The sequence below is a fragment of the Actinoallomurus sp. CA-150999 genome (assembly GCF_050942425.1).
Lineage (GTDB): Bacteria > Actinomycetota > Actinomycetes > Streptosporangiales > Streptosporangiaceae > Actinoallomurus.
In genome coordinates, this window is record NZ_CP192063.1 from 9,026,870 (window position 1) to 9,047,905 (window position 21,036).

Below are 21,036 nucleotides of genomic sequence, written 5' to 3' on the forward strand. Positions count from 1 at the left end.
TCGGCGAGTTGTCGGTGGCGGTGCATAGCGTGTGCGCGTAACGACGCTGAAGGGGGCCGCTGATGGGTGCTAAGGACTGGATGTTGATGTACGCGGACGCAGAGGTCAGGCCGATTCTGCAGTCGACGCCTCCCATCGACCGTGGCGCCACTGCGGCATTGGTGGAACGGCTCCATCCCGGCCGGCACGTCTCCTGGATCGGGGACGGCACGCTCTCCGAGCAGGCCAATCCACCCGACCACCAGGTCTACGCCGGTTGTTTCGCCGAGCTCACCATCGTCTGCAGCGGCGAGGTCGCGTTGGACCGGCCATCAGCACTCGACCCACGGTTTCTGGAAGAGGCAGCCGGACGAACGGTCTACCTGCACGCGATGCACAGTGTGGTCGACTGGTTCGCCTATGCCGTCTGGGAAGGCGACGGGGCTCTCCGGCGTTCCCTCAGCCTGGCCCCCGATCACGGGATCATGGAGCGCATCGGTATGCCCATGGCCTTCGAAGAGCCGTACTGGGCCGGTGAGCACCCTCTCGACATCGATGACGACGAAGATGAGCGCCTGCCTCCGTATCCATTCCCGTTCCACCCGCTGGATCTGGCGGAGGGTGCTCTGCGTGCCCTCTTCGGCTTCAACTACGAGGGTCTCTACCACGACGACGATCCGAATTTGGAGGACATCGTGCTCATGGGCTTTGCGATCGGCTCCAGCGCAAGCCACTGATCCATCGTGCTCGGCGGGAGCGCCAGGGCAGGACAAGCAAGCAGCGCCATCACGGCCAGCTTCGTCGCCGTGGGCTCCGCTGCCGCACACGCCGATATTTTCGGACGCTAAGAGGCCGGGAACCATGTAGAACCGCGTGGGGCTGGTGCGGACCCGCGGTGGCACGGCGTTCACCTCGTCCCCACCGCGGGGCCGGGTGCGGCGCCGTGGATGAGCCGGATGACGGCCTGGCTCATCGGCTCGTACTCATGGGTGTTGGGTACGCCGCCGGCGATCTCGAAGTCGCGCATCACCGTGATGCGATCCGCGAGAGTGATCATCTCCGAGAGGTCGCTGGTGATCAGCAGGATGGCGAGCCCGTCCGCGGCCAGTCGCCAGATCAGCTGGTGGAAGGCGGCCTTGGTCCGGATGTCGATGCCGACGGTGGGCTCGTCGATGATGAGGATCTCGGTCTTGGCGGCGAGCCACTTGGCGAGGCTGACCTTCTGCTGGTTGCCGCCGGAGAGTTGGCCGGCGAGCTGCCGGGGGCCGGCGGACCGGATGCCGAGCCGTTCGGTGTACTCCCGTACGAGGTCCTGCTCGCGGTGCGGCGGGATGTACCCGAGGGCTCGCCGGATCCGGGCCCATACGGTGACGGCGATGTTCCTGGTCAGTGGCTGGTCGAGGAAGAGCCCCTCCTCTTTGCGGTTCTCCGGCACGTAGCCGATGCGGTAGCGGCCCAGGGCCTGGCCCACGTCGTGGATGCGGGCCGGCTCGCCGTGCACCCGGATCGTTCCGGAGACCACTCGATCCAGGCCCAGCAGTGCCTTGGCCAGTTCGGTACGCCCCGCGCCGACGAGCCCGTAGAGGCCCACGATCTCCCCGCGGCGTACGTCGAGGGAGATGTTCCGGTGGCCGGTGGCGGTGGAGATCGCGTCCAGTTCCAGCGCTGGCGGGCCGTCGGGGTCGACCGTACGCGGGGTGAAGGCGTCGCTGGTGTGGCTGCGGCCCACCATGAGGCCGACGATCTCGTCCCTGGTGTATTCGGCGACCGGTGCCGCCTCGAGTACGGAGGCGCCGTCGCGTAGCACCGTGACGGTGTCGCAGACGGCGAAGACCTCCTCCAGCTTGTGGCTGACGAGCAGGACCGCGGTGCCCTGGTCCCGCAGGCGCCCGATGACCTCCAGGAGTCGTTCCGTCTCCTGGAGGGTGAGCGCCGAGGTCGGCTCGTCCAGCAACAGCACCCTGCTGTCGGTCGAGAGTGCTTTGGCGATCTCGACCAACTGGATCTGCGCGGGTGAGAGCGTCTTCACCGGGGCGTCGACGTCCAGCTCCACGTCGAGGAGGTCCAGGCATCGGCGGGCCTGCCGGCGCATCTGGTCGCGGTCCACCAGGCGGCCTCGTACCGGGATCTGCCGCAGGGTGATGTTCTCGGCGACGGAGAACTCGGGGATCACGTTGCGCTCCTGGTGGACCACGGAGATCCCGGCCCGTACCGCGTCGTGCGGGGAGGAGAAGACGGTCGGCCGCCCCTGGACCGCGAGGCCGCCGCCGTCCGGCCGATAGAGCCCGGTCACGACCTTGATGAGGGTCGACTTCCCGGCGCCGTTCTCGCCGAGCAGCGCGTGCACCGATCCGGACTCCATGCGCAGGGTGGCACCGTCCAGCGCCCGTACGCCGGGGAAGGTCTTGACGAGCCGGTCCGCGAGAAGGGCCGGTGGGGTGTCGGCGTTGTCGGTCACGATGTGCTCCTGGCCGTTGGTACGTACCTGTCCCCTGTGGTGTCGCCGGATCGTCGTGGCGTGCTCCTGGCCTGCCGCGCCTGCCGGATCCGGCCGATGACGACGGTGCCGAGGACGATGGCCCCTACGGTGAAGTTGACCCAGCTCGGGTCGAGTGAGTACTGCGCACGCGCGACGTCCACAAGACGGACGATGAACGCGGCGAGCACGGCGCCGAGCACGGAGACCGAGCCGCCGGCCAGCGCCGCGCCACCGATGATGGGGGCGGCGAAGCTGGGCAGCAGCCAGTCTCCGCCGATGCTCTTGTTGACTCCGGGAGCCGAGGCGACGGTGAGGACGGCGGCGATGCCGGTGATCAGCCCCGACAGGGCGTGCGCCACGATGAGGCTGCGGTCGTTGGAGATACCCGACAGCCGCGCGGCCAGGGGGTTGCCGCCGCTGGCCAGCATGCGGCGTCCGGTCGGCACTCGGCGCAGGAAGAAGGCCAGCAGCCCGGCGATGGCCAGCGCGAGCAAGAAGATCACCGGGATGTTCAGCACCGACATGTCGCCGAACCGGGTGAGGCCGGACGAGCCGAGGTCGATCGTGCGCGTGCCGGCGAGCCGGTACTGCAGGCCGCCCAGGATCGTCATCGTCGCCAGGGTGACGATGAACCCGTTGATCCGGGTGGCCACGACCAGCAGTCCGTTGGCCGCGCCGAGCAGAGTGCCGGCGGCCAGCGCGATCAGGATCGCGACCGGGGCGGGCACGCCGTGGTCGGCCATGAGCACGGCGATGGCCACCGCCAGGAAGCCGCCGAGCGCGCCGACCGACAGATTCATCTGGCCGACCGCCAGCACCACGAGCTGGGCCAGCCCGATGAGGACGGGGACGGTGAGATACGTCAGAACGCCGCGGATGGCGTTGCCGTGCAGCAGGCTGCCGTGGGAGCCGGCCACGAGAGCCACGGATCCCAGCACGCCGACGACGAGCAGCGTCATCTCGGTGGAGCGGGCGAACCGCGCGAGGGCGGAGGCGTTCATCGGGCCGTCGCCGCCCTTCGCGTGACGACCAGAGACCTGATGCGGTCGGTGGACAGCGCGAGCAGCAGGATCACGCCGAGGTAGATGTTCAGGCTCTCCAGGCCGATGCCCATGGTGGTGAGCCCTTGATGGATCACCTGGACGAGAGAGGTGCCGAGCAGGGTCCCGATCACGGAGACGCCACCGCCGGTGAGCAGGGTGCCGCCGAGGACCGGGCCGAGGAAGGAGGGGATCATGAACTCCGCGCCGATGCCCGCGGTGAAGGAGCCGCTCGTGGCGGCGAGCATGAAGCCCGCGAGGGCGGCGAGCGTCCCGGACAGCGCGTGCGCGAACACGACCCGCCGCCCGGCCGGGATGCCCGACAGCCGGGCCGCGGTGATGTTCGAACCGACGAGGAGCAGTTCGCGGCCGGTCCGGCTCCTGGCGTACAGGTAGCCGACCAGCAGCATCGCGACGACCGTGAACAGCAGGATCTGCGGCACCGCCGGCGAGCCGCAGACGGGGCCCGCGCAGAGGTCCGCCAGCGAGTACGTGCGCAGCCCCTCCATGCCGGCGGGCTTCGCGGTGAACGCCGCGGCGGTGGTGAACTGGGAGTAGACCAACGAGACCAGGCCCAGCAGCGCGAAGTCCATCGCCAGGGTGACCACGAACGAGTTCACCCCGGTCGTGCTGATCACCCAGCCGGTCAGGGCTCCGATGGCGGCGCCGGCGAACAGACCGACGGCCAGTCCCGCGTACAGCGGGAGATGCCACTCCTGGTAGGCCAGGCCCATGAACATCGCGGAGAAGGCGGCCATGCGTCCGACCGCCAGATTCATGTGACCGATCGACAGCGCGGCCATCTGCGACAGTCCGACCACGGTGAAGATGGCGATGTCCTGCAACAGCGGGAAGATGCTGAACTGCTGGTTGTAGAACGAGCTCCGGGCGGAACCGAAGAAGACCACGAGAGCCGCGATCGCCACCAGGAGCCCGATCCGCTGGGACGCTCCTGCCGTCAGCCGGCGGGCGGGCATCGCCTGCTCCGCCGCCGGGCCGTCCGGCCGGTCGTGCTCGGTCTCGTGGGTCGACGAGGTGGTCATGCCGTTCTCCTGTCGGCCATCGCGTCGCGGTTCCAGGCGATGCCCAGTCCCGGCGTGTCAGGGGCGATGGCGTGGCCGTTCTGGATGCGCAGTTCGTCGTGGGTGAGGGCGCGCAGTTGCGGGATGTGCTCGACGTAGCGTCCGTTGGGCACCGCGGCGACGAGGCTGACGTGCAGTTCCATCAGGAAGTGCGGGCAGACGTCGACGTTGAAGGTCTCCGCGAGGTGGGCGACCTTCAGCCAGGGGGTGATCCCGCCGATGCGAGCCACGTCGACCTGGATGATGGAGGCCGCGCCGCGAGCGAGGTAGTCGCGGAAGTGAGCCATCGAGTAGAGGGACTCGCCGACGGCGACCGGGATGGAGGTCGAACGGGCGAGCGCCACGTGGCCCTCGACGTCGTCGGCGGGAAGCGGCTCCTCGAACCAGGCCAGGCTGATCGGCTCGAACGCGGCGGCGCGGCGGCGCGCCTCGGCACGGGTCATCGACTGGTTGGCGTCGACCATGAGGTCCAGCCCGGGGCCGACGGCGTCGCGCACCGCCCGCAGCCGTTCGACGTCCTGCTCGATCCGGGGCTTGCCCACCTTCACCTTGATGCCCGACCAGCCGGCGGCCTGGGAGGCGAGCGCGCCGGTGACGAGGTCGTCGGTGGACAGGTGCAGCCAGCCGCCCTCGGTGTCGTACAGCGGCACCTGCGGGCGGAACCCGCCGGCCACCCGCCACAACGGCTCACCGGCCCGGCTACACCGCAGATCCCACAGCGCGGTGTCCACCGCCGCGAGGGCCAGCGAGGTGATCGCCCCCACCGTGGTGGCCCGGGTGGAGGCGAACAGGTCATGCCAGAGGTACTCGATCTCCCGGGCGTCCCGCCCCGGCAGGCGAGGCAGGAGATGCTCCCGCAGCATCGCCAGCACGGCACTGCCGCCGGTGCCGATCGTGTACGAGTAGCCGAGCCCGGTGTTCCCGTCATCGGTGGTCAGTTCGACGAAGACGGTCTCCTGCTTGAGGAACGCCTGCACCGCGTCGGTGCGCTCCGTCTCGACCTCCACGTCGACCAGGAAGGCGGTCGCTTCGACGATCTTGGTCACGCTGGTCTCCCTCCGTGGGCACATCTCACGAGCAGGACAGGACGGTGTCCTTGAAAGCCGTGAGGAGTTGCTGCGTCTTGGTCTGCCGCTCCTGGTCGTACGTGCTCACGTTGTCGCGGGTGACCACGAAGGAGCCGGAGTCGATCACCGTGCCGGGGTTGCGCACGGTGCACGCCCCGCTCCGCAGCCGGCCGAGCGCCCACGACCCGACGTACGCCTGGCCGACCGGGTTCTGGGTGACGGTCGCGGCCACGGAACCGTCGGAGATTCCGGAGAGGATCTTGGGGTCGTCGTCGATGGCGACGACCTTGATGGGCAGGTGGTTACGCTTCACCCCCGCCGCGGCGGCGACGGCCGGGTTGTAGGCGGTGGTCACGATCCCGGCGATCTGCGTGCCGTGCGCGGTGAGCAGATCGGAGACGGCCCGCTGCGCGGTCTGCAGGTCCGTGTCGACGTCGGTGATCGTCGTGAGGAGTTTGACCTGCCCGTTGGTCTCCGCCACCGCCTTCTTCACGCCGGCGATCCGGCGCTGGGTGTTGGAGTCGACGTTGTTGCCGGTGAGGTGGACCAGGTTCCCGTGGCCGCCCATGGCCTTGATGTCGGCCTGCGCGGCCTTGTACGCGGCCTGCTCCACGTCGGTGGCCAGGCAGAAGTCGGCCTTGTCGACGTCCCCGGCCGGGCAGGATCCCAGCGAGGCCACCGTGGAGCCCTTGGACTTCAGCTCGGCGAAGGTGCTGTTGATGTCGGTCGGCGAGACGCCGAAGATGCCGAACGCGTTGTACCCCTGAGCCGCCAGCGTGTCGAGCAGGCTGTTCTGCTTGGCCTGGTTCCACTCGGCGGTCTCGTTGAACGTCACCTGGCCGAGCCCGAAGTCGGTCTTGGCCTTCTGCCCGGCCGTCTTCCACGGCTGGAAGTACGGGTGTGCGCCACCGGGTACGAGGGCGACCTTCACGCTCGACAGCGGGACCTTGGCCTCCGCGCCCTTCGCGCCCGTGGCGTTCGACGCCCCCCGGGTGCTGCAGCCCGCGAGGGCCACGGCCGACAGACCGGCGACGAGCAGCACCCGTCCGGTGAGTGGACGCTTCACCTGCCACCACCTTTCCAAGGATCGTATATTTTCCGAGGAGTATGCGGGTGGGGTGAGCGTGCGTCAAGAGGGCAAATACCGTCGAGCGCAATCGCCGATCGGACGGATCGTATAGGATCGTCGATGCGCGTTGATCTGGTGACGCACGTGGACGTCGCGATCGTGTCGCCGGCGGGCAGCGCGCGGCCTACCGTCTCGACGGGAGCAGTGAGGCAGATGGAAGGGTGAGGCGATGACGCTGATACAGCCTCGGCAGATGCTCGCCGACACGGTCTATGAGGCGATCGAGCAGCGGCTCGTCAACCACGACCTCGAACCGGGCGCCAAGCTCAACATCAGCACACTGGCCCAGGAACTGGACGTCTCACCGACGCCGGTACGGGAAGCGCTGGCGCGCCTGGAAGCCGACGGGCTGGTCGTCAAGCGGCCCAACGCCGGCTATGCCGCCGCACCGCTCATGGGCAGCAAGGACTTCGACGAGCTGTTCGAGATGCGGTTGCTGCTCGAGCCCGCCGCCGCGGGCCGCGCCGCCGCCAGGGTCGGCGAGGACGACCTGCGAGCGCTCACCGACACCCTCGCCGAGATGCGCAAGGTACAGGGCGGCGCCGGCAGCCGGGAGACGCTGCGGCTGTTCGTCCACCAGGACGCGCTCTTCCACGACATCATCGCGAACTCCGGCGGGAACACCCTGATGGCCGACACACTGCGGCGCTTCCGCGCCCACACGCACCTGTATCGGCTCTACTTCCGCGAGGGCATCACCGATGCGACGTGCCGCGAGCACGAGCGCGTCCTCGACGCCCTGCGCGAAGCGGACGCCGACGCCGCCGCGGCCACCATGCGCACCCACCTCCGCCGCGCCCAACAGCGACTGCTTCCCACCGTGATCGGCACCGGACCCGACGACGCCGACAGCCGCGCCTGACGACCGAGGACCAAGGGAACGCCGTCACGCACGGTCATGCGACCCACGACGGAACGATCTGGCCCAGGCGGGCCGGCGCGGTCAGCGCGCGGATCGCGATGACGACACCGTCGGCGACCGTGAAGGCCACGACCGTGACCGGCCGTCCGCCGATGGTGATGAGAACGCCCGGAACGCCGTCCAAGAGCACCGGGTGCGCCAGCGCCTCCCCGCGCGCGAACCTCGTCGCCCCGGCCGCGACCTGGCCCGCGCCGCGGATGACTGCGGTCCCCTCCGGAGTCTGGGCCCGCAGCTCGACATCGGGTGCGAGCACGGTCAGCAGTGTTTCGACGTCGCCCTTGCCGACCGCCGCGAAGAACGCGTCGATGACGTCCCGGGCAGCGGCATGGGGGTCGGCCGTGGGTGTGCCCGATCGCAGCCGCCCCCGGGCCCGGCTGGCGAGCATCTTGGTGGCCGCGGCGCTCCGGCCGAGGATGGCCGCGATCGCGTCGAACGGGACCTCGAATACGTCGTGGAGCACGAACGACACCCGTTCCGCCGGAGTGAGGGCGTCCATGACGACGTACAGCGCGAGGCCGACGGACTCGGCGAGCACGGCCTCCTCCTCGGGATCGATCCGGGAGTCCCCGGCCACCTCCCGCGGGAGCGTGCCGACGTCGAGTTCGAGCGGCTGCTCGCCCCGCACCCCGCGCCTTCGGAGCACGTCCAGGCAGATCCGGCCGGTCACCGTGGTGAGCCAGCCGCGCAGGTCCTCGATGTCACCGCGACCGGTCCGCGCGAGCCGCAGCCACGCCTCCTGAACGGCGTCGTCCGCGTCGGCGTGCGAGCCGAGCACGCGGAACGCGATCGCGTGGAGATAGGAGCGCTGGGTCTCGAACTCCGCGGCGAGCTCTTCCTCTTCGGTCATGGTTCTCCTCGGCGTACGGCGGTGCCACTACCAGGACGCATCGCGCGCTTGGAAGGTAACTCCGGGGCCGGCGTTACCTTCCGCCGCGGCCGCACGTCGTAGTGCCGTCCGCGGGTCCAACGACCCCGTTCCCTGGAGGAAAGATGACAGCACGTATCCAGAACGCGGCAAGCCACCCCGACATCACGACGGGCGTCCAGCACATATTCAAGGAGGTGTACTCCGGCGGCGTACCGCGTGAGACGCTTGAGCTGGTGCATCTGCGCGCGAGCCAGATCAACGGCTGCAGCGCCTGTGCCGACGCCGGCACCGCGGGCAAGGCCGGTGTCAGCGTCGAGAAGCTGCTCGCCGTCGCCACCTGGTACGAGAACCCGCTCTTCGACGACGCCGAGCGGGCCGCGTTGGCGCTCACCGAGGCCGCGACCCGGCTCTCCGACCGGCCCGGCGCGGTCACCGACGAGATCTGGGCCGAGGCCGCGAAGCACTACGACGAGCGGCAACTCGCGTCCCTGGTGCTCATGGTGGCGATCACCAACTTCTTCAACCGCATCAACACCACCTTCCGGGTGCCCGCCGGAACCAGGTGGGACTGACGCGGCGAAGAAGTCGCGCTTGCGTCAGATCGGCGTCCGACACGAAGGCGTCCCGCTCAGAAGCTGATCGCCCTCGAAGCGGCGAGCCGCCCGTTTCGGCCCGGACCGCGGCTCCTCTCACCGCCGGTTCCGGTCCGGACCGCGGCTCGCCTCACCGCCGGTCAGGCGGAAGGCCCGGACCGGTGGCGAGGACGCAGATCACCGGCGGGCTGAGCGGGAGGGTCTCGGTGCTCATCTGTGTGAAGCCGGCGCTCCCCAGCAGGTCCTCGATTTCGCGGGCGGCGTTGCGGGACGTGTCCGCCGTGGCGCCGTGGCAGCGGGGCTGGGACACGATGGCGAGGCGTCCGGCGGGTGCGAGCCGTCGGCGCAGTTCGGCGAGCCGTTCGGCCGGCGCGGGCCAGAACCCGAGGGAGTTGACGGCGAGGATGGCGTCGAAGGGGCCGTCGAGGGCGGGCGGAAGCCGATCGACGGAGGCTCTGATCAGGCTGACCCGGCCGGCCCGGATGGCGGCGGCGTTACGCCTGGACGCTTGCCGGAGCATCACGTCGGAATGGTCGATCCCGTACACATGACCTGCGCCGGCGCGGGCCAGTTCCGCGACCGCGACGCCGGGGCCGAAGCCGATCTCCAGGACCTTGTCGTCGGGCCGCACATCGAGCAGCGAGACCACCCAGCGGTTGCGCTGCCGGTTGGAGGGGCGGTGGGCGAACACCCAGCCGTTCACGCGCCCGGCCGCGCCGCGAGGTTGATGTGCCTGGCCGATGACGTCGCGGTCCAGGGCACGCACCGCGACGATCCCGGCGCGCCCGACCCCGTACTCGACAGCTGCGGTCACCGCCCGCTTCACTGCCCGTGGCATGCTTCTTTCATGTCGCGTTTCCATGGCCGGCAGTCAACGACTTCAAGTGCACCTGAAGTCAACCCACCCGGCGGCCTGCTCACCATCGGCGAGCTGGCCCGCCGCACGGGAGTCGCCGCCTCGGCCCTGCGCTACTACGAAGAACTCGGCCTGCTCCCCGCGCCCGCCAGGGTCTCGGGGCAGCGCCGCTACCCCGAGTCGGCCGCCCGGGTCGTCGGCACGATCCTGCTCTACAGCGACGCGGGGTTCACCCTCGCCGAGCAGAAGACCCTCCTCGCATCGCGCGCCGACACGCCCGGCTGGAGAGAGCTCGCGCAGCGCAAGGTCGCGGAACTCGACGAGCAGATCGCCAGGGCGCAGGCCGCCCGCGAGGCCATCCGGCACGGGCTGCGCTGCCCCCACGAGGACGTCACGCACTGCCCCAACTTCAACGCCGGCGTCACCGCCCGGCTCGCCGGCCGGCCGCTCGCACAGTCCCACCAGCAGCTGCACGACCAACGGTTCCGCGAACCGGATCCGTCAACCTAACGCCGGCGCTGTCGAAGGTGATGTCGGTCTGCTCAACGCCGGCGGGCTCGAAGGACGGCGTCGTGCACGGTGACCTCGTGGCCGTCATGGCTTTCATGGCCGGCGGCCGGTCGGGGCCTCGCGTCGGCGACGACGATGTCCCACCGGTCGGGGTCGAGGTCGGCGGCGACCTCCTCGGCCGTGAAGAACAGCTCTGGTGCGAAGGGGCGCGGCACCGTCTGCAGGTCCGACGGGTGGTGGCCGACGATGAGCAGCGTGCCGCCCGGCGCGACCGCCGCCGCCAGCCGGCGGAACAGCGCCGCGCGCGACGCCGCCACATGCACGTAGTGGGTGGAGACCAGATCGAAGTGCTCCGCGGCGGGCGTCCAGGCGGTCAGGTCGGCCGGTACCCAGTCGATCCGGTCGGCGATGCCGTCGCCGAGGGCTTCGACGTGTTCTCGGGCACGGCTCAGCGCGGTGGTGGCGAAGTCCACCGCCGTCACCCGCCAGCCGCGCGAGGCGAGCCAGACGGCGTCGCCTCCCTCGCCGCAGCCCGCGTCCAGTGCCGTGCCGGGCGTCAGATCCCCGGCCTCCGCCACCAGTTGCGAGTTGGGCCGCCCGCTCCAGACCGCGGTACGGCCGCGGTAACGGTCTTCCCAGTACTCCTGGTCGAACTCTTCGGACACGACGGATTCCCTTCCGTGGTTCACAGGCCGTGGCGGCGGTCGCCCGCCACCTGTTCGCAGAGACGTGCTTCGTTCTCCGCCGAGAACGGGTCCCGATGCGCGGCGACCGCCCGGCGGGTCTCCTCGGCGATCAGGTCGGCGTTGATCTGGGCCCCCGCTCCGGCGCCCGCGGACGCGGAGGAGACGACCTGGGCGACCGGGTCGGTGACGTTGCCCGCGACCCACACGCCGGGCACGTCCGTACGGCCGGTCGCGTCGGCGGGGATGCTCGCCCCGATCCCCATCGGGTGTTCGACCGGCCGCAGTCCGAGCGCGGCCAGGAAGCCGGCGCGCGCCGTCATCCGCGTCGCGACCGCCAACGCCTCACGGGCGACCACCGTGCCGTCGCTCAGCCGTACTCCCACGAGGCGGTCGTCGACGATCTCCAGAGACGCCACCTCGCCGTCCACCACGCCGATGCCGCGCGCGGCCAGCTGCTCCGCCTCCTCGGCGGTCGGCGGCGTGGTGTGGGAGAAGAAGGTGACATCGTCGCTCAGCTGCCGGAACATCAACGCCTGGTGCACCGACATCGGCCCGGTGGCCAGCACGCCGATCGCCTGGTCCCGGACCTCCCAGCCGTGGCAGTACGGGCAGTGCACGACGTCCCGCCCCCAGCGAGCGCGCAGTCCCGGTATGTCCGGCAGCTCGTCGACCAGCCCGGTGGCGACCAGCAGCCGTCGGGCACGGACCGTCCAGCCATCGGCCAGCGTCACCGCGAACCCGTCGCCCTCGCGCACCACGGTCTCGACCTCGCCGGGCACCACCTGGCCGCCATAGCCGCGAACCTCCGCCCGGCCCTGCTCCAGCAGTTCCGCCGGCGGGACCCCGTCCCGCGACAGGAACCCGTGCACGCCCGCCGCCGGGGCGTTGCGCGGGGAGCCGCCGTCGATCACCACCACCGACCGCCGTGAGCGGGCCAGCATCAGCGCCCCGCTCAGTCCCGCGGCACCACCGCCGACGACCACCACGTCATAGCCGTCCCTCAGCCGATCGGTCACCATGACCACCTCCGGGAACGACGATGCAGTCCCATCGGCGGTCTCCGCAAACTCCGTTGCCGTTATGGCAAACTGGTGGCATGGACGACGACCTCGACCAGGCGCTCGCCGCAGTCGGACCCCGGCTGCGCACGCTGCGCCGGGAGCGCGAGACCACCCTGGCCGATCTGTCGGCGGCGACCGGCATCTCGGTGAGCACCCTGTCCCGGCTGGAGTCCGGTGCCCGCCGGCCCACCCTCGAGCTCCTGCTCCCCCTGGCCAAGGCGTACGGCGTCACGCTCGACGAGCTCGTTGACGCCCCTCAGACCGGAGACCCACGCGTCCACCTGCGACCGGTCACCCGCCACGGCATGACCATGCTGCCCCTGACCCGCCGAGCCGGGGGCATCCAGGCGTACAAGCTGATCATCCCTGCCGACAGCTCTCGCCGGGAGCCCGAGCCGCGGACCCACGAGGGCTACGACTGGCTCTACGTCCTCAACGGACGGCTGCGGGTCATCCTCGGTGACCAGGACCTGATCCTCTCACCGGGCGAGGCCGCCGAGTTCGACACCCGCGTACCGCACTGGTTCGGCGCGGTCGGCCCCGAACCGGTGGAGTTCCTCAGCCTGTTCGGCACCCAGGGCGAACGCGCCCACCTCCGCGCCCGCCCCAAGACGAAGGACCGACCCGAACGATGACCGTACGGGTCGCGCCGTCATTTCGCGCTCACAGTTCGCACCGTGCCCCGGCCGGCCACCATCGCGACGATCACCTGGCCGGCCGCAGCGACGCACATCAGGATGATCGATGCCTGCCAGCCGGAACTGACGGTGTGCAGCAGCCCGAAGATCACCGGTCCCGCGGCGGCCAGCAGGTAACCGATCGACTGCGCCATCGCTGACAACGCGCCCGCCACGGCCGCGTCCTGGGCGCGCAGACTGAAGAACGCCAACGCGAGCACCAGGCAGGCTCCGCCGCCCAGCCCGAGGACCACACTCCACAGCAACGCCCATCCCGGCGCCACCAGAAGTCCGAGGTAACCGGCGAGTACGACCGCCGAGCTCACCGTCGCCACCGCGCGTTGGTCACGCGCCCACCGCAGCACGGCGGGCACCGCCAGGCTGGTCGACACCGCGACCGCCTGGAACAGGAACAGCAGCCATCCCGCCGCGGCCGCACTCACTCCACTGTCCTGGAACACCTGAGGCAACCACGTTACGACGACATAGAAGCCCAGCGACTGCAAGCCCATGAACGCCGTGACCGCCCACGCCAGCGCCGATCCCCACGGCAACCGGTGTCCGCGAACCGCCTCCGAGACCGGCCGCGGAGTCCGCATCTGCGGGAGCCACAGCACGATGGCCATCAGCGCGAGCACGATCCAGCAGCCCAACGCGGTGTACCAACCGCCAGGGGCGACCTGACCGATCGGCACCGCTACCCCGGAGGCCACCGCGGCGACGCCCCCCATCACGGTGGCGTACGCGCTGGTCAGCAGTCCCACTCTGGCCGGGAAGTCGCGCTTGATCAGGCTCGGCAGCAGCACGTTCCCCACGGCGATTCCCGCTCCGATCAGCGCGGTTCCCGCGAACAGAGCGAAGGCCGTCGGCACCCACCGGACCGCGATCCCCAGCGTCAGCACCACGAGCGCACCACCGAGCAGCCGCTCGGGTCCCCACCGCCCGGCCAGTCGCGGAACCATCGGAGACAGTGCCGCGAACGCCAGCAACGGCAGCGTGTTCAGCAGGCCCGCCACGGCCGGGGCCAACGTCAGATCGGCCTGGACGCGATCCAGCAACGGCCCGACACCAGTCAAACTCGCCCGTAGGTTCGCCGCCACCACCAGCAATCCCCACACCAGCAACGCCTGACCGGAACGTCGCCTCGACCTGTTCACCATGCGCACCACGATCGAGCCGCACCGTCGCGACAACCAGACCGTGCTCAGACTGGCCCCCAAGAGGCCACCCTCGGCACTGCTCGATCAGCGCGCAGCGCCGTACGCTCACGGCGTGGGTACGCCGTTGGGGAAGTTCGTCCGAGCCAAGCGCGACAGTATCCAGCCGGAATCCCTGGGACTGCCGGACCGCGGCCGCCGCCGGTCACCCGGTCTACGCCGCCTGGATCTCGCCGCGCGGGCCGGCATCAGCGTCGAATACCTGACCCGCATCGAGCAGGGCCGCGACCGCAATCCGTCGACAGCGGTCATCAACGCGCTCGCCGACGCGCTCAGCCTCGCCCCCTCGGAGCGCAACCACCTGCGCTACCTCGCGAAGATCACCGGCGACGTATGTTCCGCCCACTTCCGGCCCACACCACCGCCCCGACAGGTGCGACCGTCCGTACTGAAGACACTCCGCCTCCTTGAACCGGGCATCGCCATCGTGACGAACCGGCTGGGCGACGTCCTCGCCCATACCAGCGGCTACGAGTCGGTCACCAGCGGAACCGGACTGCTCGACGCCGCCCCGCCGAACCTCACACGCTACGTCTTCACCGACCCCCGCGCGCGGACGTTCTTCACCGACTGGGACGACATCGCGGACGAGCAGGCCTTCGACCTGTGGCTCGCGCCATCCGTCGAGAACCTCGAGTGGCTCACCGCCGAGCTCACCCCCGTCGCCGGCCCCGACTTCACCCGCCGCCTGAACCGCCACGTGGTGCCGCGACGTGGAACTCTCCGGCTCAACCATCCAGCCGGGCACGAGCTTCAGCTGCTCCGCGAGACGCTCGAACTCCCCACGGACGACCAACAGCTCGTCGTCTTCCTCCCCGCGGACGAACAGACGGCCCAGGCCATCGACCAACTCCACCGCTCGCCCCACGGCCGGCTCCGATCCATCTCATGACACCCCGAGATCAGAGTTCGACGACTCCCCGAACGACGTGCTCACCTCGGTGGCCGAGCTGAGGGTCGTGGCCGTCGCCTGATGCGCCGGCTCAGTCGTCGGCGGCCTGCACCGCGGCGGCGATCGGCTCGAGCCCCGCGACCAGCTCGTTGAGCTCGTCCGCGCTGAGCACGTCGTAGGCCGGCGCCGCCAGCTCGTCGGTGAGGGCCTCGATCCGCTCCTTGGTCTCCCGGCCTGCGTCGGTGAACCCGCCGGCGGCGTCCACGAGGCCGCGGCCGCGCAGCCCGTCGACGACAGCGGCCAGCTGTGCCTTGGGCAGGTGGTGGATCCGGCCGAACTCCTCCGCCCGCATTCCGAGGGAGAGAGCGAGGAGAACGTGGGCCTCGGTGCCGCCGATGCCGTGGGCGACGAGGGCGGCGTTGTGGCCGTCCCCGCGGTGCTCCCGCAGCAGCGTGGCCGCGTGCCAGAGCCGGGCCACCGGCTCCTCGGGCACGTCGAGCGCCCGGAGCCCGGCGTACAGCACTCGGCCCTCGGTCGGCGCGCTGACCGCCGCTCGAGTGGCGAGGTCGGCGACCCGCACCAGACCGGGGGAGTCGGCGAGCTCCCCGAGCATCTGCCGCAGCGCGGTGGCGCTGCCCCGCTCGCGCACGGCGATCGCCTCCTCCGGGGTGGTCTTCCCCCAGACCCACGGGATGTGGCGCGCCACCTCGCCGTCGGCGAAGTTGTAGAAGACCGCGTGCACCACCTCGGCCGGTGCCGGCCCCAGTGGCGCGGCGCGGCCCGCGAAGTATCCGTCCCAGTAGTTGCGCATGCCGAGGGCCAGGAACGCCTCGTTCGGCACCTCGGAGAAGGTGACGGTGGCGATCGGCTCGACGAGCTCGAACATGCGGTGAACCTTGGCCTGTGGGTGCGGCATCGGTCGGCATCTCCTGTGGTCCGTGACCGCACCCTCGTGGGCGGCCTCTCACCCTGGCTACGAACGACGCGGCCCGGATCCGACAACTAAGGTCGATTCTGCCGAGCAGCGTCGGGGTGTCACACGGACTCGGTCGCCGCCCGCAGTTGCTCACGCGCGTCCCGCATCTCCGGAACGCTCGCCCATCGAGCGGAACCCGCGATGATTTCGTTCGCCTTCTGATCGAAATGGGAAGATGTTATCAGCGGGCTGATTCGCGCCAAGGTATGCATCAGGGCCGCCGCTTTGGCCGGGTCAGCCGCCCGCATGGAAGCCTGCACACTTTCCCCGATCCACAACCCCCGCATAAGCGGGATTCCCTCGAAATAACGTACCGCTTCGTCGAGAGAGTCACCCGCTTCTTCATGACGCCCGAAGCGACTGAGGACAATGCCGGAGCTTCCAGTGATCATTGCCGCGGCTCCTGGCGAGGAGCCGTCGAATTCATGCGCCGCATCGAGCATGTGACGCGACTTTCGCTCGGCGCCAGGAGCATTGATCTTGGCGAGACTGACGCCGAGCCGAACACTCAGCCGCGCCTTGGACTCGTCGGTGAGTGCGGGTAGGGCAAGACCGCGTTGCGCATACATGGCGGCCCGGCGGTAATCGCCTCGATAGGAGCTCACCTGACACATCAACTCGTATGCGTTGGCCGTATCATCGACGTGTTCCGCCCTTTGCGCCAGCACGAGCGCAAGATTTCCGGCATTCTCCGCCTTGCCGTACAGCCGAGCGTCATGCAGAACGTGTGCGGCCGCGCGTGCCAGGCCGGCCGCCGCAAGCTGAAGGTTACGATCGCGCACATTGATCGCTTGCGCGATCTTCCCCAGATGTCGTACGGCGACCGACACCAGGGGAACGCCCCCTATTTCGTTTCGCGTCTCGCGGAGCTGTGTCGCGAGGGCGCGCAGGTAGTCCGGATCTTGATAGGGACCGGTCTTCGCCGACGGCACGAGTGTGACGGATGCCGCTGCGGCGATGAATGATCTCCGCTTCACCGGATCGTCTTCCTCCCCTATGGGCGTTATGCGCAGCTCCCAGCCTACGCGCGCTAGAAGCCGACTTGCCTTAATGATCCCTGTATCGCGCTGTTCGCGCGAGACCTGCGAGACCCAGACCTGGGAGACGCCCAGCTCGCGGGCGAGTTCTGTCTGAGTCCACTCGCGGCTTTTCATGATCAATTTAAGGGCTTGACCCAGGCTCCGCGCTTCCACGGCCGCAGGCTATAGCCGATCGCGATGCCGCACTACCCGATTACTGATAGTGGCCGAAACGATGAGTCAACAGCGGACACGACCGGGAGTGATCGAAATAGAAAATGTCGATCGCGCCGGTCGGAGTAGGTGATCGAAAGGCGGGATCGGTGCAGGGAGAAGATCTGGACGCCGCGACGTCCATGGACCGGGTCCAGCTGGTCAAGGCCCGGCTGGACGAGCTGGGCGCGGCACTGACCGAACGCGGCCTCACCGTACGGATCGGCACGGGGGCGCTGGTGGCGTGGAACCCGGCGGCGTCGCGGACGGACGACCCGATGGGCAGGGCCATGAGCCCGGGCCTGTCACAGTACGTAGCGCTGTGCCGGCACGAGGACGGGTCCCTCCAGTGGTACTGGTGCTGGACGGGTCCGACGCGGGACGCGCCGCTGGAGACCGAGCACATGTGCGCCGCCGAGGAGATCGAGTACGCGGCCGATCTCACGGCGAAGGTGCTCCGCGTCGAAGACGAATGACGTGGAGTCCACCGGTTTCCACGACCCGGCGGGCGGCGGCGTTCGGGATCGGCTCCCACCGCGACGAACCGACCCGCCGGCGGCCGAGACTCGCGTCGATCAGGGGTGCTTCGCCCCGCGAGCGGACTCGTACGGGACCGAGGCGGCACCGTGGCTGGCCCGTCTGCGCGGGGAGTTCCCGCACTGGGGATTCATCCACGATCCCTTCGCGGGCGTGTGGATCGCCGTACGAGGGCGCGGCCGTACGGAAGTGGCGGCGACCGCCTTCGAGCTGCGCGAGAGGCTGACCGCGGCATCCGAGAAGCGGTGACGCCGCGGGCCGGCGCCCGACCTTCTAACGTCGGAAGTGAGCTCGACCGCCAGAGATCACACCGGAACAGGGGGAAGCCCATGACCCGCCCACCCGTACCTCCCTTCACCGAGGAGACCGCGCGACAGAAGGTCCAGGCCGCCGAGGACGCCTGGAACACCCGGGACCCCGAGCGGGTCGCCGCCGCGTACACGCCGGACTCGGTCTGGCGCAACAGGTCCGAGTTCGTCACCGGGCACGACGAGATCGTGGCGTTCCTGACCCGCAAGTGGGAGCGCGAGCTGGAGTACGCCCTGCGCAAGAGCCTCTGGGCGTTCACCGACGACCGGATCGCGGTCCGTTTCCAGTACGAGTGCCGCGACGCCTCCGGCCAGTGGTGGCGCAGCTACGGCAACGAGCAGTGGGAGTTCGACGCGGAGGGCTACATGCGCCGCCGCGAGGCCTGCATCAACGATGTCCCGATCACGGCGGACGAGCGGCGGATCTTCGGCCCGCGCGGCGACGACGAACGCGATCACGACATCCCCTTGCGGTAGGCGGCGGGGTCGGTCGGCGAAAGGCCCTTGCGGAGCAAAGTTAATGCGACTAACTTGAAGTTAGTCGCATTAACTAGTGCACCGTCCAGGGAGTACCTGATGAACGTCTCGGCCACCGCCCCCACCCGGCCTCGCCTGCTCACCGTTCCCGCCGTCACCGGCGTCGCCTACGCGCTGTCCTGGGTCGCCGGGCTGTCCGTCGGGGCGCCGAGCCCGAAGCTCGACGCGTCGGGAAGCGAGATCGTCTCCGCCATCGCGGGGCACGAGGGCGTCGTGGCGGTCCAGTTCGCCCTCACCGAGGGCCTGCCCGCCTCGGGTCTGGCGATCGTCTCGGTGCTGCTGGCCAAGGCCGTCTCCCGTTCGGGCGCGGCCACCGCCGCCAGGGTCATCGGAGTCGCCGGGGTGGTCGCCGCGGCGATCTCGCTGGTGCAGTTCGTGCTCGGCCTCGCGCTGTCGCGGGCGACCGCACCCGGCACCGCGCACCTGTTGTTCCAGGCGGTCGACCGGCTGGACGGGGTCAAGATGCTCGCCCTGGCCGTCGTCGGCGTCGCCGCCGCCGTGTCGGGCGCGCTCCCCCGCTGGCTGCGCTGGACGGGAGCCGCCCTCGCCGTCTCCATCGCGGCCAGCGGCGTCGTCTACCTGTTCCTCCTGCAAAGCCTGGCCCTGCTGGCCGCCCCCGCCCTGATCCTGCTGCTGGTCTTCATCACCGGCACCGGCATCGCGCTCGGACGATACGGTCGGTGACCATGCCTCGCGTTGGACTCACCCCCGACCGCATCGTCGCCGAAGCGGCGGCCGTCGCCGACGAGGTGGGCCTGGACCGGCTCACCCTCGCCGCGGTCGCCCAGCGCTGCCGCGTCTCCCTCCCCGGCCTGTACAAGCACGTCAGCGGACTCGAAGCCGTCAAGAGAGACGTCGCCCTGCTGTCCATCCGCGAGCTCACCGACGCCCTGACCAGGGCGGCCGTCGGGCTGACGGGCCAGGAGTGCCTGCGCGCCGTCTCCAAGGCCTACCGGAGCTACGCCCTCGCCCATCCGGGCCGCTACGCCGCGAGCGTGCAGGCCCCGACACCCGGAGATCAGGAGTACACCCACATGAGCGACCAGGCCGTCGCCGTCGCCGCAGCCGCCCTGAGCGGGTACGGCCTCGAGGGCTCGGACCTGATCCACGCGATCCGCATGTGGCGTACGGTCTGCCACGGCCTCGTCTCCCTCGAGGCGGCCGGCGGCTTCGGCCTCCCCGAGTCCCTAGACGCCACCTTCGACCATCTCATCAGCGCCCTCGACACCGCCTACCGCGACTTGGCATCCCAGAAGATCTCCGGTCGGTAGTCACTCAACGCTCTGTGGCGACGGGCGGGGCCGTACGGGTGGTTCGGGATCGTCGGGCGGCGATGATGACGAGGATGACGGCGGCGAGGGCGAGGACGGCGTTCATGATGTAGTCGGCGGTTCTCTTCGGGCCCGATTCGGGGCGCATGCCGATGCCCACCCACGCGTAGGTCAGGAGGGCGCCCGAGGCGAGGGCGAGCCGATGCGCACGGCCCCAGCCCCGCTGCCGGGACCATCGGCCGCCGATCACGGCGATCGCGACGATGAGCAGCGCTGCGACTGCGGCAACGCTCCACCAGCCCGGCAGGCCCTCGGTCATCATGAACGCGCCGGAAGCGACGAAGGCGACGATCCCGACGACCAGCGGCGGCGGCGCGGTGCCGGGGAGCGCGCTCGCGGGTCGCCGGCGGAAGGCCGCCACGACCAGTGCGACGATGGCGGCCACGGTCCCGAGCAGCTGCGCGGGCGCGGCGAAGAACCGCTCGTCCTGGTAGCTGCCCCAGGTGACCACCACCACGCCGACGACGTAGAGGGCGGCGGTGACGCCGAGCCCGGTCCGGCCCAGCCAGGGCCTCTCGGCGCGTTCGGGTACGAGGGCCTCGATCAGTGTGATGCCGACGTTGGTGCTCCACACGGCGTGCATGGTGAGGACGCCGATCGTCAGCCAGCCGCCCATCCCGAGCGCCGGAATGTAGGTGTCGCCCATCGCGTCGTTGTCGGCGTAGTACCGGTGGAACAGCATCTGGTCCGCCAGGCCCTCCTCGACGAGCCCGTACGCGACGCCGAGGATGAGCATGGTCGTCGGTCCGCGCCCGGCCCGCCGGGCGGTCTCGCGGATGAGCAGGGCGCCGCCGCCGTACATGAGGCCGAAGAGGGGGAAGGCGGCGACCGCCTCGCCGAGCCGTTGATTTGCCCAGGAGCAGCTCCCCGATGACCGGGGCGAGGAGGAACAGCGCGACGGCCGGAGCGATGCGCCGTCTCAGGGAGTGCTCGGCGGTGTCCGCTCGCCCGCTCATGTCCGATCCTCGCCGAGACGGTGCTCCGGCATCAGGCACCGGTCCCGCGTCGTACGACTTGTCCGTCATGGCGACGATCCTCGCGAGGCGGGGATCGCCGC

The 21,036-nt window shown here is 70.1% G+C and carries 24 protein-coding genes; 11 read left to right on the plus strand and 13 right to left on the minus strand.

Going from position 1 to position 21,036, the window contains the following annotated elements; translation table 11 throughout:
• Positions 1–62: 62 nt before the first annotated feature.
• The gene (locus ACQP2O_RS41740; RefSeq protein ID WP_433174731.1) at positions 63–716 is read left to right on the plus strand and encodes a DUF6928 family protein; all 654 of its coding nucleotides are present in this window, start codon (positions 63–65) and stop codon (positions 714–716) included.
• A gap of 170 nt (positions 717–886) precedes the next feature.
• Here the strand turns inward: ACQP2O_RS41740 and ACQP2O_RS41745 are convergent, their stop codons facing one another.
• From ACQP2O_RS41745 to ACQP2O_RS41765, 5 genes are read right to left on the minus strand one after another with little or no spacing between them, the layout of a single operon-like run.
• A complete protein-coding gene (locus ACQP2O_RS41745; RefSeq protein WP_433174732.1) occupies positions 887–2,437 on the minus strand; it encodes a sugar ABC transporter ATP-binding protein in 1,551 nt (516 codons plus the stop codon).
• Positions 2,434–3,459 carry an ABC transporter permease gene (locus ACQP2O_RS41750; RefSeq protein ID WP_433174733.1) on the minus strand — a complete coding sequence of 342 codons (1,026 nt, stop codon included), beginning with the start codon at positions 3,457–3,459 and terminating at the stop codon, positions 2,434–2,436. Before ACQP2O_RS41750 ends, ACQP2O_RS41745 begins: the two co-directional genes overlap by 4 nt.
• Complete coding sequence (locus ACQP2O_RS41755; protein WP_433174734.1) at positions 3,456–4,541, minus strand: ABC transporter permease; 1,086 nt, start codon at positions 4,539–4,541, stop codon at positions 3,456–3,458. Before ACQP2O_RS41755 ends, ACQP2O_RS41750 begins: the two co-directional genes overlap by 4 nt.
• Entirely contained in the window at positions 4,538–5,626 is a 1,089-nt protein-coding gene (locus ACQP2O_RS41760) for a mandelate racemase/muconate lactonizing enzyme family protein (protein WP_433174735.1), read from the minus strand. The genes ACQP2O_RS41755 and ACQP2O_RS41760 overlap by 4 nt, the downstream gene beginning before the upstream one ends.
• A 25-nt stretch (positions 5,627–5,651) precedes the next feature.
• On the minus strand, positions 5,652–6,713 hold the full coding sequence (locus ACQP2O_RS41765) for a sugar ABC transporter substrate-binding protein (protein WP_433174736.1): 1,062 nt from the start codon (positions 6,711–6,713) through the stop codon (positions 5,652–5,654).
• A 232-nt stretch (positions 6,714–6,945) separates the two neighbouring features.
• Here ACQP2O_RS41765 and ACQP2O_RS41770 point away from each other — a divergent pair, with 232 nt between their 5' ends.
• A complete protein-coding gene (locus ACQP2O_RS41770; RefSeq protein WP_433174737.1) occupies positions 6,946–7,638 on the plus strand; it encodes a GntR family transcriptional regulator in 693 nt (230 codons plus the stop codon).
• A gap of 34 nt (positions 7,639–7,672) precedes the next feature.
• Here ACQP2O_RS41770 and ACQP2O_RS41775 read toward each other — a convergent pair whose 3' ends face one another.
• The gene (locus tag ACQP2O_RS41775; RefSeq protein WP_433174738.1) at positions 7,673–8,545 is read right to left on the minus strand and encodes a sigma-70 family RNA polymerase sigma factor; all 873 of its coding nucleotides are present in this window, start codon (positions 8,543–8,545) and stop codon (positions 7,673–7,675) included.
• Positions 8,546–8,688: 143 nt separating this feature from the next.
• Here ACQP2O_RS41775 and ACQP2O_RS41780 point away from each other — a divergent pair, with 143 nt between their 5' ends.
• On the plus strand, positions 8,689–9,138 hold the full coding sequence (locus tag ACQP2O_RS41780; RefSeq protein ID WP_433174739.1) for a carboxymuconolactone decarboxylase family protein: 450 nt from the start codon (positions 8,689–8,691) through the stop codon (positions 9,136–9,138).
• Positions 9,139–9,289: 151 nt separating this feature from the next.
• On the opposite strand, the gene ACQP2O_RS41785 is transcribed toward ACQP2O_RS41780, so the two are convergent.
• The gene (locus ACQP2O_RS41785; RefSeq protein WP_433174740.1) at positions 9,290–9,997 is read right to left on the minus strand and encodes a class I SAM-dependent methyltransferase; all 708 of its coding nucleotides are present in this window, start codon (positions 9,995–9,997) and stop codon (positions 9,290–9,292) included.
• Between the two features lie 9 nt (positions 9,998–10,006).
• On the opposite strand from ACQP2O_RS41785, the gene ACQP2O_RS41790 reads away from it, so the two are divergent.
• Positions 10,007–10,525: a MerR family DNA-binding transcriptional regulator gene (locus ACQP2O_RS41790; RefSeq protein WP_433174741.1), complete on the plus strand. Its 519-nt coding sequence runs from the start codon at positions 10,007–10,009 to the stop codon at positions 10,523–10,525.
• A gap of 32 nt (positions 10,526–10,557) precedes the next feature.
• Here ACQP2O_RS41790 and ACQP2O_RS41795 read toward each other — a convergent pair whose 3' ends face one another.
• Together ACQP2O_RS41795 and ACQP2O_RS41800 are read right to left on the minus strand one after the other, a co-directional pair.
• Positions 10,558–11,190, minus strand: a complete 633-nt coding sequence (locus ACQP2O_RS41795) for a class I SAM-dependent methyltransferase (protein ID WP_433174742.1) — start codon at positions 11,188–11,190, stop codon at positions 10,558–10,560.
• A gap of 20 nt (positions 11,191–11,210) precedes the next feature.
• Positions 11,211–12,230, minus strand: coding sequence for an NAD(P)/FAD-dependent oxidoreductase (locus ACQP2O_RS41800; protein WP_433174743.1), 1,020 nt, complete (start codon positions 12,228–12,230; stop codon positions 11,211–11,213).
• A gap of 77 nt (positions 12,231–12,307) precedes the next feature.
• On the opposite strand from ACQP2O_RS41800, the gene ACQP2O_RS41805 reads away from it, so the two are divergent.
• Positions 12,308–12,907 carry a helix-turn-helix domain-containing protein gene (locus ACQP2O_RS41805; RefSeq protein WP_433174744.1) on the plus strand — a complete coding sequence of 200 codons (600 nt, stop codon included), beginning with the start codon at positions 12,308–12,310 and terminating at the stop codon, positions 12,905–12,907.
• Between the two features lie 17 nt (positions 12,908–12,924).
• Here the strand turns inward: ACQP2O_RS41805 and ACQP2O_RS41810 are convergent, their stop codons facing one another.
• The gene (locus ACQP2O_RS41810) at positions 12,925–14,109 is read right to left on the minus strand and encodes an MFS transporter (RefSeq protein ID WP_433174745.1); all 1,185 of its coding nucleotides are present in this window, start codon (positions 14,107–14,109) and stop codon (positions 12,925–12,927) included.
• Here ACQP2O_RS41810 and ACQP2O_RS41815 point away from each other — a divergent pair.
• The gene (locus tag ACQP2O_RS41815) at positions 14,108–15,058 is read left to right on the plus strand and encodes a helix-turn-helix domain-containing protein (RefSeq protein WP_433174746.1); all 951 of its coding nucleotides are present in this window, start codon (positions 14,108–14,110) and stop codon (positions 15,056–15,058) included. The genes ACQP2O_RS41810 and ACQP2O_RS41815 overlap by 2 nt on opposite strands.
• A gap of 91 nt (positions 15,059–15,149) precedes the next feature.
• Here ACQP2O_RS41815 and ACQP2O_RS41820 read toward each other — a convergent pair whose 3' ends face one another.
• Positions 15,150–15,944, minus strand: a complete 795-nt coding sequence (locus tag ACQP2O_RS41820; protein ID WP_433174747.1) for a MarR family winged helix-turn-helix transcriptional regulator — start codon at positions 15,942–15,944, stop codon at positions 15,150–15,152.
• 149 nt (positions 15,945–16,093) lie between these two features.
• Positions 16,094–17,227, minus strand: coding sequence for a helix-turn-helix domain-containing protein (locus ACQP2O_RS41825; RefSeq protein ID WP_433174748.1), 1,134 nt, complete (start codon positions 17,225–17,227; stop codon positions 16,094–16,096).
• A 149-nt stretch (positions 17,228–17,376) separates the two neighbouring features.
• Between ACQP2O_RS41825 and ACQP2O_RS41830 the strand changes: the two genes are divergently transcribed.
• The 5 genes from ACQP2O_RS41830 (at position 17,377) to ACQP2O_RS41850 (ending at position 19,919) form a co-directional block, all read left to right on the plus strand.
• The gene (locus ACQP2O_RS41830) at positions 17,377–17,742 is read left to right on the plus strand and encodes a hypothetical protein (protein WP_433174749.1); all 366 of its coding nucleotides are present in this window, start codon (positions 17,377–17,379) and stop codon (positions 17,740–17,742) included.
• Position 17,743: 1 nt separating this feature from the next.
• A complete protein-coding gene (locus tag ACQP2O_RS41835) occupies positions 17,744–18,052 on the plus strand; it encodes a hypothetical protein (RefSeq protein ID WP_433174750.1) in 309 nt (102 codons plus the stop codon).
• An 80-nt stretch (positions 18,053–18,132) separates the two neighbouring features.
• Positions 18,133–18,588: a DUF1348 family protein gene (locus ACQP2O_RS41840; RefSeq protein ID WP_433174751.1), complete on the plus strand. Its 456-nt coding sequence runs from the start codon at positions 18,133–18,135 to the stop codon at positions 18,586–18,588.
• Between the two features lie 99 nt (positions 18,589–18,687).
• The gene (locus ACQP2O_RS41845; RefSeq protein WP_433174752.1) at positions 18,688–19,332 is read left to right on the plus strand and encodes a hypothetical protein; all 645 of its coding nucleotides are present in this window, start codon (positions 18,688–18,690) and stop codon (positions 19,330–19,332) included.
• A 2-nt stretch (positions 19,333–19,334) separates the two neighbouring features.
• A complete protein-coding gene (locus ACQP2O_RS41850; protein WP_433174753.1) occupies positions 19,335–19,919 on the plus strand; it encodes a TetR/AcrR family transcriptional regulator in 585 nt (194 codons plus the stop codon).
• A gap of 4 nt (positions 19,920–19,923) precedes the next feature.
• Here ACQP2O_RS41850 and ACQP2O_RS41855 read toward each other — a convergent pair whose 3' ends face one another.
• Complete coding sequence (locus tag ACQP2O_RS41855; protein ID WP_433174754.1) at positions 19,924–20,781, minus strand: hypothetical protein; 858 nt, start codon at positions 20,779–20,781, stop codon at positions 19,924–19,926.
• Positions 20,782–21,036 lie beyond the last annotated feature (255 nt).

Coding starts and splice junctions, on each gene's coding strand:
- ACQP2O_RS41740 (WP_433174731.1), top strand. CDS start 63: ATGGGTGCTAAGGACTGGATGTTGATGTACGCGGACGCAGAGGTCAGG.
- ACQP2O_RS41750 (WP_433174733.1), bottom strand. CDS start 3,459: ATGAACGCCTCCGCCCTCGCGCGGTTCGCCCGCTCCACCGAGATGACG.
- ACQP2O_RS41755 (WP_433174734.1), bottom strand. CDS start 4,541: ATGACCACCTCGTCGACCCACGAGACCGAGCACGACCGGCCGGACGGC.
- ACQP2O_RS41770 (WP_433174737.1), top strand. CDS start 6,946: ATGACGCTGATACAGCCTCGGCAGATGCTCGCCGACACGGTCTATGAG.
- ACQP2O_RS41775 (WP_433174738.1), bottom strand. CDS start 8,545: ATGACCGAAGAGGAAGAGCTCGCCGCGGAGTTCGAGACCCAGCGCTCC.
- ACQP2O_RS41780 (WP_433174739.1), top strand. CDS start 8,689: ATGACAGCACGTATCCAGAACGCGGCAAGCCACCCCGACATCACGACG.
- ACQP2O_RS41785 (WP_433174740.1), bottom strand. CDS start 9,997: ATGCCACGGGCAGTGAAGCGGGCGGTGACCGCAGCTGTCGAGTACGGG.
- ACQP2O_RS41790 (WP_433174741.1), top strand. CDS start 10,007: ATGTCGCGTTTCCATGGCCGGCAGTCAACGACTTCAAGTGCACCTGAA.
- ACQP2O_RS41800 (WP_433174743.1), bottom strand. CDS start 12,230: ATGGTGACCGATCGGCTGAGGGACGGCTATGACGTGGTGGTCGTCGGC.
- ACQP2O_RS41805 (WP_433174744.1), top strand. CDS start 12,308: ATGGACGACGACCTCGACCAGGCGCTCGCCGCAGTCGGACCCCGGCTG.
- ACQP2O_RS41815 (WP_433174746.1), top strand. CDS start 14,108: ATGCGCACCACGATCGAGCCGCACCGTCGCGACAACCAGACCGTGCTC.
- ACQP2O_RS41810 (WP_433174745.1), bottom strand. CDS start 14,109: ATGGTGAACAGGTCGAGGCGACGTTCCGGTCAGGCGTTGCTGGTGTGG.
- ACQP2O_RS41820 (WP_433174747.1), bottom strand. CDS start 15,944: ATGTTCGAGCTCGTCGAGCCGATCGCCACCGTCACCTTCTCCGAGGTG.
- ACQP2O_RS41840 (WP_433174751.1), top strand. CDS start 18,133: ATGACCCGCCCACCCGTACCTCCCTTCACCGAGGAGACCGCGCGACAG.
- ACQP2O_RS41845 (WP_433174752.1), top strand. CDS start 18,688: ATGAACGTCTCGGCCACCGCCCCCACCCGGCCTCGCCTGCTCACCGTT.
- ACQP2O_RS41850 (WP_433174753.1), top strand. CDS start 19,335: ATGCCTCGCGTTGGACTCACCCCCGACCGCATCGTCGCCGAAGCGGCG.
- ACQP2O_RS41855 (WP_433174754.1), bottom strand. CDS start 20,781: ATGTACGGCGGCGGCGCCCTGCTCATCCGCGAGACCGCCCGGCGGGCC.